18 protein-coding genes and 1 riboswitch are annotated in these 15,230 nt (G+C 43.5%); of the genes, 12 read left to right on the top strand and 6 right to left on the bottom strand.

Annotation, left to right across the window (positions count from 1 at the left end; genetic code table 11):
- Nucleotides 1-119 precede the first annotated feature (119 nt).
- From NST94_RS24875 to NST94_RS24860, 4 genes are all read left to right on the top strand, one after another.
- Nucleotides 120-854: a Cthe_2314 family HEPN domain-containing protein gene (locus NST94_RS24875; RefSeq protein WP_076127978.1), complete on the top strand. Its 735-nt coding sequence runs from the start codon at nucleotides 120-122 to the stop codon at nucleotides 852-854.
- Between the two features lie 102 nt (nucleotides 855-956).
- Nucleotides 957-1,092, top strand: a riboswitch (SAM riboswitch).
- 101 nt (nucleotides 1,093-1,193) lie between these two features.
- Nucleotides 1,194-2,210, top strand: coding sequence for a methionine ABC transporter ATP-binding protein (locus tag NST94_RS24870; RefSeq protein WP_076193371.1), 1,017 nt, complete (start codon nucleotides 1,194-1,196; stop codon nucleotides 2,208-2,210).
- The gene (locus tag NST94_RS24865; RefSeq protein WP_339281399.1) at nucleotides 2,210-2,869 is read left to right on the top strand and encodes a methionine ABC transporter permease; all 660 of its coding nucleotides are present in this window, start codon (nucleotides 2,210-2,212) and stop codon (nucleotides 2,867-2,869) included. The genes NST94_RS24870 and NST94_RS24865 overlap by 1 nt, the downstream gene beginning before the upstream one ends.
- Nucleotides 2,870-2,926: 57 nt before the next feature.
- Nucleotides 2,927-3,793 carry a MetQ/NlpA family ABC transporter substrate-binding protein gene (locus tag NST94_RS24860; RefSeq protein ID WP_036685252.1) on the top strand — a complete coding sequence of 289 codons (867 nt, stop codon included), beginning with the start codon at nucleotides 2,927-2,929 and terminating at the stop codon, nucleotides 3,791-3,793.
- A 158-nt stretch (nucleotides 3,794-3,951) separates the two neighbouring features.
- On the opposite strand, the gene NST94_RS24855 is transcribed toward NST94_RS24860, so the two are convergent.
- The gene (locus NST94_RS24855) at nucleotides 3,952-4,200 is read right to left on the bottom strand and encodes a NifU family protein (RefSeq protein ID WP_036685249.1); all 249 of its coding nucleotides are present in this window, start codon (nucleotides 4,198-4,200) and stop codon (nucleotides 3,952-3,954) included.
- 81 nt (nucleotides 4,201-4,281) lie between these two features.
- Here NST94_RS24855 and NST94_RS24850 point away from each other — a divergent pair, with 81 nt between their 5' ends.
- Nucleotides 4,282-4,536 (top strand): YuzB family protein, encoded by a 255-nt coding sequence (locus NST94_RS24850; RefSeq protein ID WP_036685247.1) that lies wholly within the window; start codon nucleotides 4,282-4,284, stop codon nucleotides 4,534-4,536.
- Between the two features lie 410 nt (nucleotides 4,537-4,946).
- Here NST94_RS24850 and NST94_RS24845 read toward each other — a convergent pair whose 3' ends face one another.
- Both NST94_RS24845 and mqnE read right to left on the bottom strand, forming a co-directional pair.
- Nucleotides 4,947-6,008, bottom strand: coding sequence for an NAD(P)/FAD-dependent oxidoreductase (locus NST94_RS24845; protein WP_076099373.1), 1,062 nt, complete (start codon nucleotides 6,006-6,008; stop codon nucleotides 4,947-4,949).
- A 51-nt stretch (nucleotides 6,009-6,059) separates the two neighbouring features.
- Nucleotides 6,060-7,166, bottom strand: coding sequence for an aminofutalosine synthase MqnE (gene mqnE, locus NST94_RS24840; RefSeq protein ID WP_036685236.1), 1,107 nt, complete (start codon nucleotides 7,164-7,166; stop codon nucleotides 6,060-6,062).
- 458 nt (nucleotides 7,167-7,624) lie between these two features.
- On the opposite strand from mqnE, the gene NST94_RS24835 reads away from it, so the two are divergent.
- A complete protein-coding gene (locus NST94_RS24835; protein ID WP_036685235.1) occupies nucleotides 7,625-7,984 on the top strand; it encodes an iron-sulfur cluster assembly accessory protein in 360 nt (119 codons plus the stop codon).
- Between the two features lie 108 nt (nucleotides 7,985-8,092).
- A complete protein-coding gene (locus tag NST94_RS24830) occupies nucleotides 8,093-8,545 on the top strand; it encodes a GNAT family N-acetyltransferase (protein WP_076128052.1) in 453 nt (150 codons plus the stop codon).
- A 453-nt stretch (nucleotides 8,546-8,998) separates the two neighbouring features.
- On the opposite strand, the gene NST94_RS24825 is transcribed toward NST94_RS24830, so the two are convergent.
- The gene (locus tag NST94_RS24825; RefSeq protein WP_339281398.1) at nucleotides 8,999-9,208 is read right to left on the bottom strand and encodes a hypothetical protein; all 210 of its coding nucleotides are present in this window, start codon (nucleotides 9,206-9,208) and stop codon (nucleotides 8,999-9,001) included.
- A 333-nt stretch (nucleotides 9,209-9,541) separates the two neighbouring features.
- Here NST94_RS24825 and NST94_RS24820 point away from each other — a divergent pair, with 333 nt between their 5' ends.
- Together NST94_RS24820 and sda are read left to right on the top strand one after the other, a co-directional pair.
- The gene (locus tag NST94_RS24820) at nucleotides 9,542-10,204 is read left to right on the top strand and encodes a YheC/YheD family protein (RefSeq protein WP_076127972.1); all 663 of its coding nucleotides are present in this window, start codon (nucleotides 9,542-9,544) and stop codon (nucleotides 10,202-10,204) included.
- A gap of 315 nt (nucleotides 10,205-10,519) precedes the next feature.
- Nucleotides 10,520-10,663 carry a sporulation histidine kinase inhibitor Sda gene (gene sda, locus NST94_RS24815; RefSeq protein ID WP_036685584.1) on the top strand — a complete coding sequence of 48 codons (144 nt, stop codon included), beginning with the start codon at nucleotides 10,520-10,522 and terminating at the stop codon, nucleotides 10,661-10,663.
- Nucleotides 10,664-10,795: 132 nt separating this feature from the next.
- Here sda and NST94_RS24810 read toward each other — a convergent pair whose 3' ends face one another.
- Nucleotides 10,796-11,770, bottom strand: coding sequence for an NAD(P)/FAD-dependent oxidoreductase (locus NST94_RS24810; RefSeq protein ID WP_076310267.1), 975 nt, complete (start codon nucleotides 11,768-11,770; stop codon nucleotides 10,796-10,798).
- 331 nt (nucleotides 11,771-12,101) lie between these two features.
- Here NST94_RS24810 and NST94_RS24805 point away from each other — a divergent pair, with 331 nt between their 5' ends.
- Together NST94_RS24805 and NST94_RS24800 are read left to right on the top strand one after the other, a co-directional pair.
- A complete protein-coding gene (locus NST94_RS24805; protein ID WP_036685230.1) occupies nucleotides 12,102-13,295 on the top strand; it encodes an NAD(P)/FAD-dependent oxidoreductase in 1,194 nt (397 codons plus the stop codon).
- Nucleotide 13,296: 1 nt separating this feature from the next.
- Nucleotides 13,297-13,575 carry a hypothetical protein gene (locus NST94_RS24800; protein ID WP_036685228.1) on the top strand — a complete coding sequence of 93 codons (279 nt, stop codon included), beginning with the start codon at nucleotides 13,297-13,299 and terminating at the stop codon, nucleotides 13,573-13,575.
- A 67-nt stretch (nucleotides 13,576-13,642) separates the two neighbouring features.
- On the opposite strand, the gene hemQ is transcribed toward NST94_RS24800, so the two are convergent.
- Complete coding sequence (gene hemQ, locus NST94_RS24795; RefSeq protein WP_076310258.1) at nucleotides 13,643-14,401, bottom strand: hydrogen peroxide-dependent heme synthase; 759 nt, start codon at nucleotides 14,399-14,401, stop codon at nucleotides 13,643-13,645.
- Nucleotides 14,402-14,708: 307 nt separating this feature from the next.
- On the opposite strand from hemQ, the gene NST94_RS24790 reads away from it, so the two are divergent.
- A complete protein-coding gene (locus NST94_RS24790) occupies nucleotides 14,709-15,005 on the top strand; it encodes a YuiB family protein (RefSeq protein WP_036685224.1) in 297 nt (98 codons plus the stop codon).
- Nucleotides 15,006-15,230 lie beyond the last annotated feature (225 nt).

Genomic DNA, 15,230 nt, shown 5'->3' with positions numbered 1-15,230 from the left:
GAATAATAAAGTGGAAATCGGTATATCGTGGAGCTGATTGGCCGATGCTTACGTCGCGAGTTTTGTACGAAGCAGTCCATGGAAGCAGACGCTGAACAAAACTTTAGGAGGACTGGGATATGCTGCGGGTATTACTTGGAGAGCCGCCTCGAAAGAACAGCGGTGTGTTGGCTGATGCGATGGAGAATATGGCCACTTTTGCAGCATTGCTGCGCAAGGAAATGAGTGCCCATGAGGATAATGACCATGAATACCGCAAGCTGGAGATTTGGACACGTGGGCTGATTTCCTCTCTGGATGAACTGGAGCAAAGTTGGTTCGCGGCCGCTTTTTACCGGAAATTAGTGATTGCGGGTTATATGGATGATATGACACCGGTGGAACAGGGCGATTATGCACGTTATGTTTATTTTTATAAAGATGGCTTTATCCGGGTTTTCTCTCTTCTGGACAAGCTTGGGACGGTACTGAATCATTTTTATGATCTCAAAACATCCAAATTAAAAACGCACTTTTCTTACTTTACAGTGCTGCGTCAGCTTCAATTATTGAATGTGCATCCTGCATTAGCGGATCAACTGGAAGAGATTAAGAACTCCTACCGCGATCCATTGGAGAATTTACGCAAGCGCAGAAATGCTGAAATTCATTATATGAATTCCGAAATGCAGGATGATTTGTGGCAGCGGCACCAAGGTCTGCATGACAAAATTCAGCTCGAGGATCTGGATAGCCATCTTGAGGATTTAAAACAATCGCTCGAAATGAACTGTAAGACATTAATCGCGGCATTCAGCTACAGCAATGAACAGCTGCGTAAGGAAATAAGCAAGGTAAAGAGCATAAAATCGTAATTGTTCAATATATTTCCTTTTGACAAAAATAGATAAACTCACTATACTTATGCTTGCATTAAAGTATGTACGATTTCAGAAAAAATATAATTTCATAACTTTATCTTATCGAGAGCGGCGGAGGGATAGGCCCGATGAAGCCCGGCAACCGATTTGTATCCAGCGCGGGAAGCGTTGTACAAATGTCATGGTGCTAATTCCTACAATGGCGCAGGTTGCGGTCGTTGGCAGATGAGAAGGCATTGTCTTAATAAACCCACAGAGCCTCTTGCGATCTGCATCGATCGTTGGAGGTTTTTTTGTATAGAATAAGTGAAGTATAAAGGGGGGCGACGAGAGTTGATTAATCTAAAAGGGATAACAAAGGTTTATGGAAAAGGGAGTAATGCGGCAACAGCACTTTCTGGATTGAATCTGTCCATCGAGAAAGGTGAAATATTCGGAGTCATCGGCCACTCTGGAGCCGGGAAAAGTACATTGATCCGTTGCATTAATCTGTTGGAACGTCCGACAGAAGGAGAGGTCTGGGTAGACGGTGTTGAGCTAACCAGTCTTAACCAAGGTCAGCTGCAGGAACAGCGGCGCAAGATTGGGATGATTTTTCAACATTTCAATTTGCTGTCTTCAGCGACCGTGTACGATAATATTGCCTTTCCACTGCGCCTTGCAGGTACGTCGAGAACAGCTATTGATACAAAAGTCAAAGACCTGCTCGCTCTAGTTGGGCTTGAAGAACATAAAGATAAGTTTCCTTCTCAGTTATCTGGAGGACAAAAGCAGCGGGTCGGCATCGCCCGGGCACTAGCCAGTGACCCTGATGTGCTGCTGTGTGACGAGGCCACTTCTGCGCTTGATCCCCAGACAACGGACTCCATTCTTAAGCTGCTGCTCGATATTAATAAAAGATTCCATTTGACCATTGTGCTGATCACACATGAAATGCATGTAATCCAGAGCATCTGCGACCGTGTCGCGGTCATTCATGGTGGTGGGATTGTTGAGCAAGGCAAAGTTACAGAGGTATTTCTCAAGCCGCAGCATGAGGTTACACGCGATTTCATCCGCAGTGAGACACAGAATGAAGGACCTCTTCGAGTGGCGCTTGATGCTGCTGCCGGGGATAACTCTAAAGCTGTCAAAATTACTTTTTTCGGAGAAAAAACATACGGCTCGGCACTATCCGATGTCGTGCGTGATACGGGTGTAAGCTTTGCAATCTTACATGGTACCATCTCAACGATTAAAGATGTGCCTTATGGACAGATGATTGTGCGGTTCGAAGGGCCAGCTGAGGCGATTGCTGTAACGATCTCCAGACTAATTGCTCAAGGCCTTGATGTGGAGGTGATTTCGTAATGAATTTTGCAGATCTAAATTGGCAAGAAATGATGGATGCTACGGTTGCTACTATAAAAATGATATTTTTTTCCGGATTGTTCACAATTATTCTTGGTTTACCACTCGGAATTCTATTGTATTTATGGGGGAAATCGAATAGTATAGTAATCAGAGTAACTTACTCGGTCTTATCATTACTTGTAAATATTCTACGTTCCATACCCTTTATCATTTTGATGGTGGCTCTAATTCCTTTCAGCAAAGCCGTTGTTGGAACCTCCATTGGTGTACTCGGTACGATTCCACCTCTGGTGATTGGTGCAGCTCCGTTTTTTGCCCGCTTGGTAGAGACGTCGTTAAGAGAGGTAGACCGCGGAGTCATCGAAGCCGCACAAGGTATGGGAGCATCGACGAACCAAATCGTTATGCGTGTTCTTTTGCCAGAAGCTCGTCCAGGTCTGCTCGCTGGAGTTACGATCACACTGGTTACACTGGTCTCCTATACAGCAATGGCTGGTATGGTTGGGGGCGGCGGATTAGGTGACTTGGCGATTCGTTACGGCTACCACCGCTATGAGACGGAGATTATGATTGTTTCTATAATATTTATTGTCGTACTGGTGCAATTGCTACAAATGGCCGGTGACCGACTCGTAAAACATTACACACGGAAATAAGGTACATCCATATATATCCTTATTCAATACAAAATATAGATTAGAGGGGGATTTACAATGAAAAAAGTACTACTTACATTTTTTAGCCTGACACTGGTTGCGGTGCTTGCGGCTTGCGGTAACAACAATGCATCTAATAATGCTGGGAGCTCGGCTGCTACAACAGCACCAAACGCAGAAGCAACAAGTGAACCTACTAAAGATCCAGTAAAATTGGTGATTGGTGCCTCACCTGTTCCTCATGCTGAAATTTTGAAGGCTATTGCTCCATTGCTTGAAAAAGATGGAATTACACTTGAAATCAAAGAATTCACTGACTATATTCAACCTAACGTACAGCTTGATGAGAAGGAGTTAGACGCTAACTTTTTCCAACACCAACCGTATCTGGATGACCAAAACAAAAATAATAAAACCGACCTGGTCTCTGTTGCATCCGTTCACGTTGAACCTTTTGGAGCTTATTCCAAAAAAATCAAATCGATCGATGAGTTGGCTGATGGTGCAAAAGTTGCCATTCCGAACGATGCTACTAACGGTGGCCGTGCACTAATCCTACTTGCAAAAAATGGTCTGATTACCTTGAAAGATGATACAAACATTGCTGCAACAAAAGCAGATATCACTGAAAACAAGAAAAATCTCGACATCATTGAGTTGGAAGCTGCTATGCTCCCACGTCAACTGGATGAGGTAGACCTTGCTTTGATCAACACGAACTTTGCACTAGACGCTGGTCTTGTGCCAACTAAAGATGCATTGTTCATCGAGGGTGTAGATTCCCCTTATGCTAACATTTTGGTAACCCGTCAAGACAATAAAGATTCCGAAGCCATCAAAAAGCTGGTTGCTGCCCTGAATTCTCCAGAAGCTAAAGCTTTCATTGAAGAAAAGTACGAAGGTGCGATCATTCCAGCGTTTTAAGGAATGAAGCTAAATTCGTCTATAGTCATAACAAGAACCCGCAGCCAAGTTGGCTTGCGGGTTTTATGTTCTAAGGTTGTGAGAGAATGTTAAATCCTCTATAATAAGAAAATCCCGATCTCCTTTACAGGAGAATCGGGAGGGTTATTGAACGGGATTTAGAATACTTGAACTACTTCTTCAACGCCTTCTACTTCTTCAAGGAGGGCGCGTTCAATCCCGGCTTTCAAGGTGATCGTGGAGCTTGGGCAGCTGCCGCAGGCACCCATAAGTTTCAACTTAACGATGCCGTCTTCCACATCGACCAGTTCTACGTCACCGCCATCGCGCTGCAGGAACGGACGAAGCTTATCCAGCACTTCTAGTACTTCATCATACATTTCGGTGCTTTGTGCATTCTCACTCATTTCTCAATCACTCCTTTCGTAAGTTCATTATAGTACAAAAAGTTAAAAAATAAAATGGTTAGGCGGAATAGGGAGATCATCATGAGACCAATTATTGAATTTTGTTCCAGCAACATGGGTCACGGAACAGACAAGCTAATGCATAAGCTGGAGGAAAATCCAGATTATGATGTCATTGAATACGGATGTCTGAACAATTGTGGAGAGTGTTATTTAATGCCTTTCGCCATGGTTGAAGGTGACATTATTGCAGCAGACACTGTTGCAGAGCTAGAAGAGAAAATTGAGGCCAAGATCAAAGAGCTTGAGGCTTGGTTTAATATAGATCTTGACTAAATTTCTCGAGAAAAAAAGAGGGAGCACTCCATAATCTAAATTATGGAGTGCTCCCTCTTTTTGGAACCTTACTTGAACAAAATCCACCAATTTGATCGATTAGGCAACATATTGGAGAGTGCAGGGGCTACCGTGAAGGTGCCACCGGACTCAGGCGACCTTATATTGAGTGTTTTCCTACATTTGGATTGCTATCGGACCCCATAGTCACTATTCACCTGAAAAACAGCATAAATGAACCTCATTATAAGCAATAACTTCACTGGAGTCCGAAACTCTCCTTCAAAGGCTGAAAATTTGCGAATAAGGTCATCTGAGTCCGAAGGGTATACGCACCAATAACGTAAGGAAGCTACTCTCGTGTTTATCTGAGAGTAGCTTCCTTTAATACTTATGAACCAATCATAGGCTTATCCTAAAGTGCGTTTCGACATCCAGAGCACTCCGCTCTTGAGGATGCGGGGAACCCGTCCTTTGACGGAGCGTTGTCCCATAAGTCCGAATCCTGCTTTTTTTCCTAGTGACCCTAAAGTACCCTTCAGGCGAATAGGATGAAGCTTAGGAGTCTCACCGCGCCAGGTCGCTTGGATAACCTGAGCTACCTGCTCACCCTGTGCTCCGGCGGCTTGTGCGCTTGGTGCGAATGGCAGACTGGCACAGTCGCCAATCACATATACCTCCGGATAATCCGGTATACGATAATACTCATCCAGCATAATCCGTCCACCACGGTCCTTCGACACATTCAAATCTTGAACTACTTTTACAGGTTGAATCCCTGCGGTCCATACTGTCACATCTGAAAGGATTTCCTCGGTACCGTTAAAAATCGAATCCTTCTCTACATGAGATACAGAGATTCGTCCTAGCGTTTGCACCTGATGGTGATGAAACCATTCCTCTACGTACTGTGACAGCTTTGCCGGAAAGGCAGACAAAACACGTTCACCGCGATCCAGAATAGCGATGTTAAGGTCTGGACGGCTTTCCCGAAGCTCTGCGGCTAATTCAACACCGCTTAATCCTCCACCTACGATGTTTATCGTTCCGTAAGGCTTCACATCATTTAGTCGGCGGTAGGTTTCCCGAGTACCAGCAAAGGTCTGGATGCTGCAGGTATATTGATCAGCACCAGGGATGTTGTGGTAATTATCGGTACAGCCAAGAGCAATGGCTAGGAGATCATAAGATACAATCTCACCGGACTCCATACTGACTATTTTGCTCTCCAAATCAATGGAACTCACTTCACCGTACCGGACAGTAAGCCGGGGGTGAACCGGAAAATGAATGCGCAGGTGATAATCAGTTACGGTACCTGCGGCGAGCGCATAATATTCCGTTTTGATTCCTTGATAAGGCATTCGGTCAATTAAGATAATTTCAACATCATGAGGAAGATGATTATTGAGTAATTCTTGAATTAAGGCTAGGCCGCCGTAGCCACCGCCAAGAACGAGTATTGTTCTCATGCTGACCGAACTTCCTTTCCAATATGGGATAACAAATCTCAGGTAGTCTTCTTATTCGTATACCTTAACTTCATTATAGAAAGTGTCACGTTCGACAGGAATTCGTCCAGCACCTTTCACTAGCCAGATCAATTCGTCGCGAGTCAGACCTTCCGGTGTTAAGGCGCCAGCCGCGTGGCTGATACGTTCTTTTAGAATTGTGCCATGCACATCTGATGCACCGAAGTTCAGCGCAACTTGAGTAAGCTGAGGGCCAATGTTAATGAAGTACGCTTTGATGTGATCGAAATTGTCCAACATCAATCTGCTGATCGCAATGGTCTTCAGATCCTCATAAGCAGAGTTGCGGCGCATGATGCCAGCGTTTTTATTCTTAGGCTGCATGGACAATGGAATGAATACCATAAAGCCATTGGTTTCGTCCTGCAAATCACGGATTTGCATCATATGGCGGATACGGTCTTCGTGAGATTCAATGGAGCCGTACAGCATAGTGGTATGGGTCTTCATCCCAAGCTGATGTGCTGTCCGATGGACTTCCAGATATTCTTCCACATTAGCTTTGTCTACACGCATTTTTTTACGATATTGGTCGGATAATATTTCTGCACCACCACCGGTGAGTGTTTTCAGTCCAGCAGCACGCAATTGTTCCAGTACCTCACGAATACTCAAACCGCTAATACGGGTGAAAAAATCAATTTCAGCGGCAGTGTAGGCTTTTAAGGTAACCTCAGGGAAACGTTCGTTCAAAGCTTTTAAAGAATCCACATAATATTGGAAGGGAACCTTGTCGTTATGGCCACCAACAATGTGGAATTCGCGTACGCCTGGGTGGATATGCTGTTCGACATATTGCACCATTTCCTGACCGGAAAGGGTATAGGCTCCCTCTTCTCCATCATCTTTGCGGAAATTGCAGAATGCACAGTGCGATTCGCAAACATTGGTGAAATATAGACTCATGTTTTCGATAAAATATACCCGGTTGTGATTCTTGGCGATATTGACTTCATTCGCTAGCTGGCCAATGGTAAGTAAATCGTTGCTTTGATATAAATAAACGCCATCTTCCAAATTCAATCTTTCGCCGCTGCGAACCTTATCAATAATGTTCGCCATTCGGGCATCCGTGTGGGGGGTAAAAAGAGTAGACATATTATGATTTCCTCCTGAAAGTTTACGAGCAGATTGCTCGAAGATAAATTCCAGACGTACCCAAGTGGTAGCTGTTCATTCTAAAAAAGAAAGAGGCGAGCTTGCCTCCGTGACAAATTTCCGAATTTTTACTTAGAGTGCCTTCCCTATTATAAACCTACTCTCCTAAGGGTATCAACAGCTTGATATTGATGGTGTTTTTTGCTGTGAAGGGTCATGCCGAAGGCAGTTGTGACTTGAGGGTAACGGAATAGTCGGTTATACTGAATTTATCAAGCATAAACGTCATTGGCATCCTTATAAAGTTGATAAGCGTTTAAGCGAGAAATATAAGACATAAAGAATAGGTGCAACACTTATACTTTCTTATATTTTTAAGAAATAACTTTTGGCCGGAAGGTCCCTTAAACATAAGTTTCCGCTTATGAAGGGAGACGAATTTGTAGGAGGATGAGATCATGATTAATATTAGTGAAAAGGCAGCAGAACAATTAAAGGCGATGCTTGCTGAACAAGAAGTACCGAACATGTTCCTCCGTATTGGAGTAACGCCCGGCGGTTGTAGTGGATTCTCGTACGCTATGGGCTTTGATGATAATGAAACCGATCAGGACGTATATATGGACATTCAAGACATGAAAGTGGTTGTGGAGAAGGAGAACCTTCGTTACCTGGATGGTCTCGAAATCGACTTTGAAGAATCCGGCATGACGGGTGGTTTCACCATCAACAACCCTAACGCTACTGCAACTTGCGGCTGCGGTTCAAGCTTCCGGACAGCTACGGATGCAGGGAAACCTAACGAAGAGCCTTGCTAATCACAGCAATCACGGCTCCAAGCCCCGTGTTGGATTCTAACAACACAGGCTTGGAGTTTTTTTTTATTCTCAATGACAAAAATCATCACAAGGAGTTCGGAAATGGAAATGGAAATCAGAAAATTAAAAGCTGGTGAACAGCCTCCATTAGAATTACTTCTATTAGCAGATCCTTCGGAGAGCTTAGTTAACGGATATTTACAAAGAGGGTTATGTTGTGTGGCTGAGGTGGATAACAGCATCATCGGAGTCTACGTTGTGCTGCAGACAAGACCGGAGACTGTAGAAATCGTAAATATCGCCGTCGACGAAAATAAACACGGGCAAGGAATAGGTAAGCAGCTGCTGAACCATGCGATTCAGAATGCCAAGCTGCTTGGAGCAAAAACCATTGAAATTGGCACAGGTAATTCGAGTGTTGGACAATTGGCACTTTATCAGAAATGTGGATTCAGAATCACCGGCATTGATAGAGATTTTTTTATTAGGCATTACAGTGAAGAAATCTTTGAAAATGGGATTCAAGTCATAGATATGATACGCCTGTCGCTGGATTTATGAGTAATAGGGGAGTTTCTCAGAAGTCATTTAATGGGCGCTGGGGTAGTTCTTTATTCTTTTACATAGGAAGCAAACGATATATCGCTAACCATGTATCGCAAGCCAGGTATCGGACACAGAGGACCCTAAACGCCGCATTTTCCCATATTTGTGGTGCCAACGGACCGCATTGCCGCTATTGCTATGAAAATCAGTAAATATGAAGCTCTTTCTAAGCGATAGTGTCACTGGAGTCCGAAACCACGCCTCAAAGGTTGAAAATCTGCAAATAACGTCATCTGGGTCCGAAATGCTCATGGGTTAACGACACTGTTGAAGCAGATAGCTATTGTTTAAAAACACAGAGCAGCGATTATCCACATAACTGGATAATCGCTGCTCTGTGTTTTTTTTGCGAGGGTCGGACCGTCTGTGCATAGAAGTAAGCTGTTTATAGGCAGTCCCCTGCGTACATTAGGCTGGAATAATAAACTTGTAATTAATCATAAATACGATGAGCGCTGCAGCTCCAAGGGAGAAGGCGATACAGCACGTACCCAGTGCTCTGCGTTTGTCTTTAATAAATTTAAAGCCAATGGCGCAGATCAGGATAGTCGTTCCAGCCAATACAATGGACATCCCAAGCATAGCCACCCAATATAAAACCTCAAAAAACTGTGCCATTCTGAGCCCTCCCCGCGCTGTGCTTTTTAGTGATTCTGTTAGTACTCACTATAATAGTAGAAATTGAAAATGTAACCGCTATTAATAATACAACGATTTTGAAGATTATTCTAGTTATAGTGAACTCATCCATTAAGATAATGATGTCGAATTTCTTGAGAACTGAATCTACAAAATCCGCGGTTGTACCCTGTCGCTGTCGACTGATGCTGTGCTAAACACTAAGCCCTTTTTGCTAAGAGCGGCATCTTACACGGACAATCATACAAGAGGGCGAGACCTTCTCTGAGTAATGTATAGGGTAGGCTGGATTGTGAAGGGAGGGAAAGGACGATGGCAGGAAGACAATTGGCCAGTAAGTGGCTGAAGACAGAGGCGTTGCTGACCGACGCTCGGGTTGCACCCTATATCCCAATGACGAGGGGGTACAGGGCAGAAACGCTGCTGGCAATGCTTCGTAGATATGGAAATGTTGTCATTAAACCTATTGTGGGTGGCGGAGGTTACGGTGTAATCAAAGTTTTTCGGGATAGTCGCGGTTATGGATTCACCTATATGGACAGAACTCGAATTTACAAGGATTTTGGATCCATGAGACGTGCGCTTAATACTGTGAAGGCAAGACGCAGATATTTGATTCAACAAGGGATTTCCCTGGCGAGAATCGGTGGACGGCCTATTGATTATCGGGTCAAAGTAGTTAAGAATGGTGAGGTTTGGGAATTTCGCTCCATGGTAGGGAGATTGGCTCGGCCAGGTCTGTTCGTAACCAATCTTTGTAAAGGGGGAACGATGCTATCATGTCGTGAAGGACTTCGTAGATCGTTGCCGCGGATTAAAGCTTCAGCGAAGAAAGCAGAAATGCGGAGACTAACCCATGTATGTATCGGAATTATGGAACGGCATTTTCCGGGAATAGGTGAGCTGGGCTTTGATTATGCTGTAGATTATTCGGGGAAAATATGGATTTTGGAGGTTAATACAAGACCTCAATAAATTAACAATTATTTTAAGAATTGACGATAATAGAGTAGTAAGATAAAATTGCGTTTAGTTGCGTTCTTTTGGGGTAAATAACATTGTAATTTATTTACAATAAAAATATATTTTTTGCTTTATACAAGTGGTTCAATCCTGTGTATAACTATTATCCCCATAGTCCACTGTGTAGCTAGTACCTTTATAACGCTTACACACATTTTATACACAGGATTTCCACATGTACTTGTGGATAACGCGAACGCTTGTTCGAAAAATGATAGTTTGATATGATAGATTCAGATCCAAATAAAGGAAAGGTAGATGAAGTTTATGGTTGAATTGTCGGATGAGATGCTGCTTGACTCTTACCATAGAGCAATAGAGCTGCAACTAGAGCATGATTTCATCGCTCTTCTACTCGTTGAAATTCGCAAACGAAACTTACACTCTCCAGTACATGCGGTTCTTCATTAAAAAGCGCAAAGGATAACTTTGTAGCAGGCTACATATATAAAACCGCGAGGCACAAACAAACATAAAAGGGTATCCTCACAGGCTGTTATTAACAGGTCTGTAAGAATACCCTTTTTTATTGTGTTAATAGATTTAGAGTTTCATATTACTGCTGTGACCCGGTGATAGCTTCGCTTCTGGATCAATGTACACCTTAGCATTATTCACAGCCGTTGGAGCTTCGCCAAATCCTACAGCAATCAGCTTCAGCTTACCAGGATAAGTTGTGATATCGCCGGCAGCAAAAATGCCTGGAATGCTTGTTTCCATACGCGAGTCAACAACAATGGAGTTCCCCTCAATATCAATACCCCATTCGGCAATAGGACCTAGGGAAGAGATGAATCCGAAGTTAACAATAACGCTGTCCACTTCAATTTCTTGAGTTTCTTTGGTCTTGATATTTGACAATGTAACCTTGGTAATGAACTCATCACCATGCAGCTCTGTAATTTCAGTAGGGGTAACTACGTTAACCTTGGAAGCCATCAGGTTCTCAACGCTATGTTCATGCGCACGGAATTTATCCCGGCGGTGAATCAGGGTTACCTGTTCAGCGATGGGTTCCAGCATGAGCGCCCAGTCAACTGCAGAGTCACCGCCACCGCTGATCAGAACTTTTTTATCTTTAAAGGTATTTAGATCATTTACAAAATAATGGAGGTTTGCTTTTTCAAAACGTCCAGCGTTGGGTAATTCCAAACGACGAGGTTCAAATGCACCTACACCAGCTGTAATGATGATCGCCTTACTGTGGTATTCGGCTACATCGGTTGTAACCACAAAATGACGTTCGTCCCGTTTTTGAACAGAAATCACTTTCTCCTCCAGCCGGATATTGGATTGGAACATATCCATTTGCCGAGACAGGTTGTCGACCAATTCTTGTGCTGTTATTTTTGGAAAACCTGCCACATCATAAATGTATTTTTCTGGATAAAGGGCAGCAAGTTGTCCCCCCAATTGGGGCATACTTTCAATAAGGGTTACTGATGCCTGACGCATTCCGCCGTAAAATGCGGCAAACATGCCAGCTGGCCCGCCACCTATGATTAAAAGGTCGCTCATAGGAACGCTGGATTGCTCTTGGGTCACGGGATATTACACCTCCGAGTTGATATATTCATTTTGCCATACTTGTGTACCTACTTATTATAATCATTGTGACACATACCTGCAAAGAAAGACTTTAGAAGTCAATAAAAGTGTGACGTTTTTTAGTATTTTAATGTTTGATTAATGCTACACTAAGGTTTACAATGGATATGGTCAATTTAGAAATGCTTCAAGTTTGATTGGAATTTCTTCTAAATATAAGTGTATAAATTCACAAAAAGGACCGTACATTGTTTCAATAAAAAATACAAAGACAGATTTACCTCTTGGAAGGAGCCGGAACATGAGTAGTATTCCCAAAATCGTTATCTTAGGCGCGGGCTATGGGGGTATTTTGACCGCACAGCGCTTGCAGAAGGCTTTGAATTATAATGAAGCGGATGTCACGCTTGTAAACCGTCACGAGTACCACTATTTTACTACCCATCTACATATGCCTGCGGCGGGTACGGACAGTATTGAACACACTCGGGTGTCCATTTCGAAACTAATCGATGAATTCAAGATCGACCTCGTGAAGTCATCTGTTCAGGAAATTCGTACTCAGCAGAAAAAGATTATTTTGGAGGATGGTACCCTATCGTACGATTATCTTGTCATTGCTTTAGGTGGAGAGCCTGAAACATTTGGTATTCCTGGACTTGATAAATACGCACTGACAATCCGGAGCATCAATTCCGTTCGTTTAATTCGCGAGCATATTGAATATCAATTCGCTAAGTACAAGAACGAGAACAATGCTCAGGAGCATATTAATTTTGTTGTCGGTGGTGCCGGCTTTAGCGGTATCGAATTTGTAGCTGAATTAGCTGACCGTATCCCTGGACTGTGTAAAGAATATGACGTTGATCCAAGTATGGTTAATATATATAACGTAGAGGCTGCTCCGACAGCACTGCCTGGTTTTGCTCCTGAGCTTGTTGAGTATGCGATGGACTTGCTCACCAAAAAGGGAGTTACCTTCAAGATGGGTGTTGCGATCAAGGAGTGTCTGCCAAACGGGGTAATTCTGGCATCAGGCGAAGAAATCAAAGCCTCCACAATTATTTGGACAGGCGGAATCCGTGGCAATCGTCTTATTGAGGCTGCCGGATTTGAAGCTATGCGTGGGCGCGTGAAGGTAGATGAATATCTACGTGCACCGGGCCAAGAGAATATCTTTATTATTGGTGATGGCTCCCTTATGATTAATCCGGAAGGACGCCCTTACCCGCCAACCGCTCAAATTGCTATGCAGCAGGGTGAATGCTGTGCGCATAATTTGGTGGCGGCAATCCGCAATCAACAGCCGAAGAAATTCGCATTCAGCAATAAAGGAACCGTAGCTTCCCTAGGCAAAGGCCAAGGAATCGCTGTAGTAGGCAGCAAAACTTACAAGGGCTGGACTGCAGCTCAGTTGAAAAAAGTTGTAGATATGCGCTACTTGTTCATTATCGGCGGAATTCCGCTGGTTCTGAAAAAAGGAAGATTCTTATAAGATGCGCCATTGCAGCGTACAGGTACGCGGACTGCTGACTCGTGAAGAATTGGACCGTTATAACGGACTGATAGAGGTTGGATCTTATCTGGAGGATCAGAACCAGTATGATCTGGCTTATATCGTTCAGAAGGAAATTGATCTGCTCATTCTCCCTGGTATCGAACGCCTGAAGGATAAAGGGCGCGCTCGGGATCGGGCCACGGCTGAATATCTGGAAAGTTTACGTGAAGATGATGAGGATAACGAAGATGAGGATTCAGGAACTTCGGTGTCTTAATCGAATCATATGGCAGTTAAAAAGGGTGTGTCTCCATGCGAACTGGAGACACACCCTTTTTTTGTTGTTACAGCTTGAGCATTTCTTCAAAAGATTCTTCAGTCAGCAGATTGCCGACATAAAAAGGTCCGAATTCGCCGTAGCGAGCACTTACTTCGTCAAAACGCATTTCGTATACCAGCTTTTTGAATTGCAGTGCATCTTCAGCGAACAGAGTCACGCCCCATTCCCAGTCATCAAAACCGACGGAGCCGGTGATAATTTGCTTCACTTTACCTGCATATGAACGTCCAATTAACCCGTGTGAAGCCATGAGCTCCCGGCGTTTGTCCATATCAAGCATGTACCAGTTATCGGCAAGCTCGCGTTTTTTGTTCATAGGGTAGAAACAGATGTGTTTCGCTTGCGGTAAAATAGGCTTTAAACGTGCGGCAACATGCGGATTCTGCATAGGGTCGCTGCCGTCGCTACCACTGCCGCCAGCAGCGTAGTTGCTTAATTCAACAATACTTACATATGAATAAGCTTTGGTTGTATATTGAGCAAAAGCGATTTTGTTAAAGGCGGTCTCAAGCTGGTTCAAAGCTTCTAGGCTTTCGCGCAAAAACATCATTACAAAATCGGCCTTTTGGCCCACTATGGAGTATACTGCGGTGCTGCCTTCCTTAGCTTCCTCAACAGGGCTCCATTCCTGCATAAAAGAATGTAGTTCTTCCAGGGCAACGGCACGTTCTTCATCATCTGCTGCCGTCCAAGCGGTCCAGTTCAGAGAGCGGAAGTCATGCAGTGCATACCAGCCTTCCAGTGTCAAAGCGGCTTCGATCATGATCTCACTCCTTAAAAGTTTTACGAAGCATAAGCCTCGCCCAAAATAACATCGCGTAAAACTCGCAATTGAAGCATAAACTTAGTCTTACGAAGCATCTGCTTCATAGGCTATGTATGATCTGATTAATCTACTTGCATTGTATCGCAATCAAGCCGCCAAGAGCAAACGGAGGCATCCTCTAAGTGTGCGAATTAGTGCGTGGATTTGAATAAAGTTCATTGCTTCGTGACATTTTTTCTAGTAAACTTACTACTAGCTTGTAAAAGATGTGCGCTTCTTTATAGAAAGGGGTGGAGACGGTAAGATGGGATTTATTCCAGTGTTTATCCTAGCCGTTTTATTCTTTGTGATGATGTTTGGTATCGGCTTTATTCTTAACATGTTAATGAAGACAACCTGGTTTCCCGCTTATCTATTCGTACTTATTATTCTACCCGTCGTAATCTATTCTATTTGGGATAGAAACGCGATGTCGCTCTGGGAGCATCTCTCCAGTTTCCACTTTGTTGATTATCTTACAGGTGTCGCTGGTCTTGCAGGTGCTATACTTAGTGGATGGACCATTCAAAAGCTGCGCTTTGGCGGTTACAAGATGTTTTAAAGATTTGAAAGAGCCTATGTTATGAATCAGTCTTATATTTCTGCGAGAAACGGGATACCTTCCTCTTTAGAGGACGGCGAAGCCGTTTCTTCTTGTTTAATAGAGGTAGATATTCGTAAGAAGAAGTTGATTATATTGCGAAAAGAGTCGAAATTGGGATTTTATTTACATTTTCGCTATGTTAATTTGTGATAGAATAGAATCCTGTATGAATTCGTGTAAACA

Source organism: Paenibacillus sp. FSL H8-0282, assembly GCF_037963825.1.
GTDB classification, from domain to species: Bacteria; Bacillota; Bacilli; order Paenibacillales; family Paenibacillaceae; genus Paenibacillus_AQ; species Paenibacillus_AQ odorifer.
This window is presented reverse-complemented; position numbering and strand designations above follow the sequence as displayed.

Coding starts and splice junctions, on each gene's coding strand:
- NST94_RS24875 (WP_076127978.1), top strand. CDS start 120: ATGCTGCGGGTATTACTTGGAGAGCCGCCTCGAAAGAACAGCGGTGTG.
- NST94_RS24865 (WP_339281399.1), top strand. CDS start 2,210: ATGAATTTTGCAGATCTAAATTGGCAAGAAATGATGGATGCTACGGTT.
- NST94_RS24860 (WP_036685252.1), top strand. CDS start 2,927: ATGAAAAAAGTACTACTTACATTTTTTAGCCTGACACTGGTTGCGGTG.
- NST94_RS24855 (WP_036685249.1), bottom strand. CDS start 4,200: ATGAGTGAGAATGCACAAAGCACCGAAATGTATGATGAAGTACTAGAA.
- NST94_RS24850 (WP_036685247.1), top strand. CDS start 4,282: ATGAGACCAATTATTGAATTTTGTTCCAGCAACATGGGTCACGGAACA.
- NST94_RS24845 (WP_076099373.1), bottom strand. CDS start 6,008: ATGAGAACAATACTCGTTCTTGGCGGTGGCTACGGCGGCCTAGCCTTA.
- mqnE (WP_036685236.1), bottom strand. CDS start 7,166: ATGTCTACTCTTTTTACCCCCCACACGGATGCCCGAATGGCGAACATT.
- NST94_RS24835 (WP_036685235.1), top strand. CDS start 7,625: ATGATTAATATTAGTGAAAAGGCAGCAGAACAATTAAAGGCGATGCTT.
- NST94_RS24830 (WP_076128052.1), top strand. CDS start 8,093: ATGGAAATCAGAAAATTAAAAGCTGGTGAACAGCCTCCATTAGAATTA.
- NST94_RS24825 (WP_339281398.1), bottom strand. CDS start 9,208: ATGGCACAGTTTTTTGAGGTTTTATATTGGGTGGCTATGCTTGGGATG.
- NST94_RS24820 (WP_076127972.1), top strand. CDS start 9,542: ATGGCAGGAAGACAATTGGCCAGTAAGTGGCTGAAGACAGAGGCGTTG.
- sda (WP_036685584.1), top strand. CDS start 10,520: ATGGTTGAATTGTCGGATGAGATGCTGCTTGACTCTTACCATAGAGCA.
- NST94_RS24810 (WP_076310267.1), bottom strand. CDS start 11,770: ATGAGCGACCTTTTAATCATAGGTGGCGGGCCAGCTGGCATGTTTGCC.
- NST94_RS24805 (WP_036685230.1), top strand. CDS start 12,102: ATGAGTAGTATTCCCAAAATCGTTATCTTAGGCGCGGGCTATGGGGGT.
- NST94_RS24800 (WP_036685228.1), top strand. CDS start 13,297: ATGCGCCATTGCAGCGTACAGGTACGCGGACTGCTGACTCGTGAAGAA.
- hemQ (WP_076310258.1), bottom strand. CDS start 14,401: ATGATCGAAGCCGCTTTGACACTGGAAGGCTGGTATGCACTGCATGAC.
- NST94_RS24790 (WP_036685224.1), top strand. CDS start 14,709: ATGGGATTTATTCCAGTGTTTATCCTAGCCGTTTTATTCTTTGTGATG.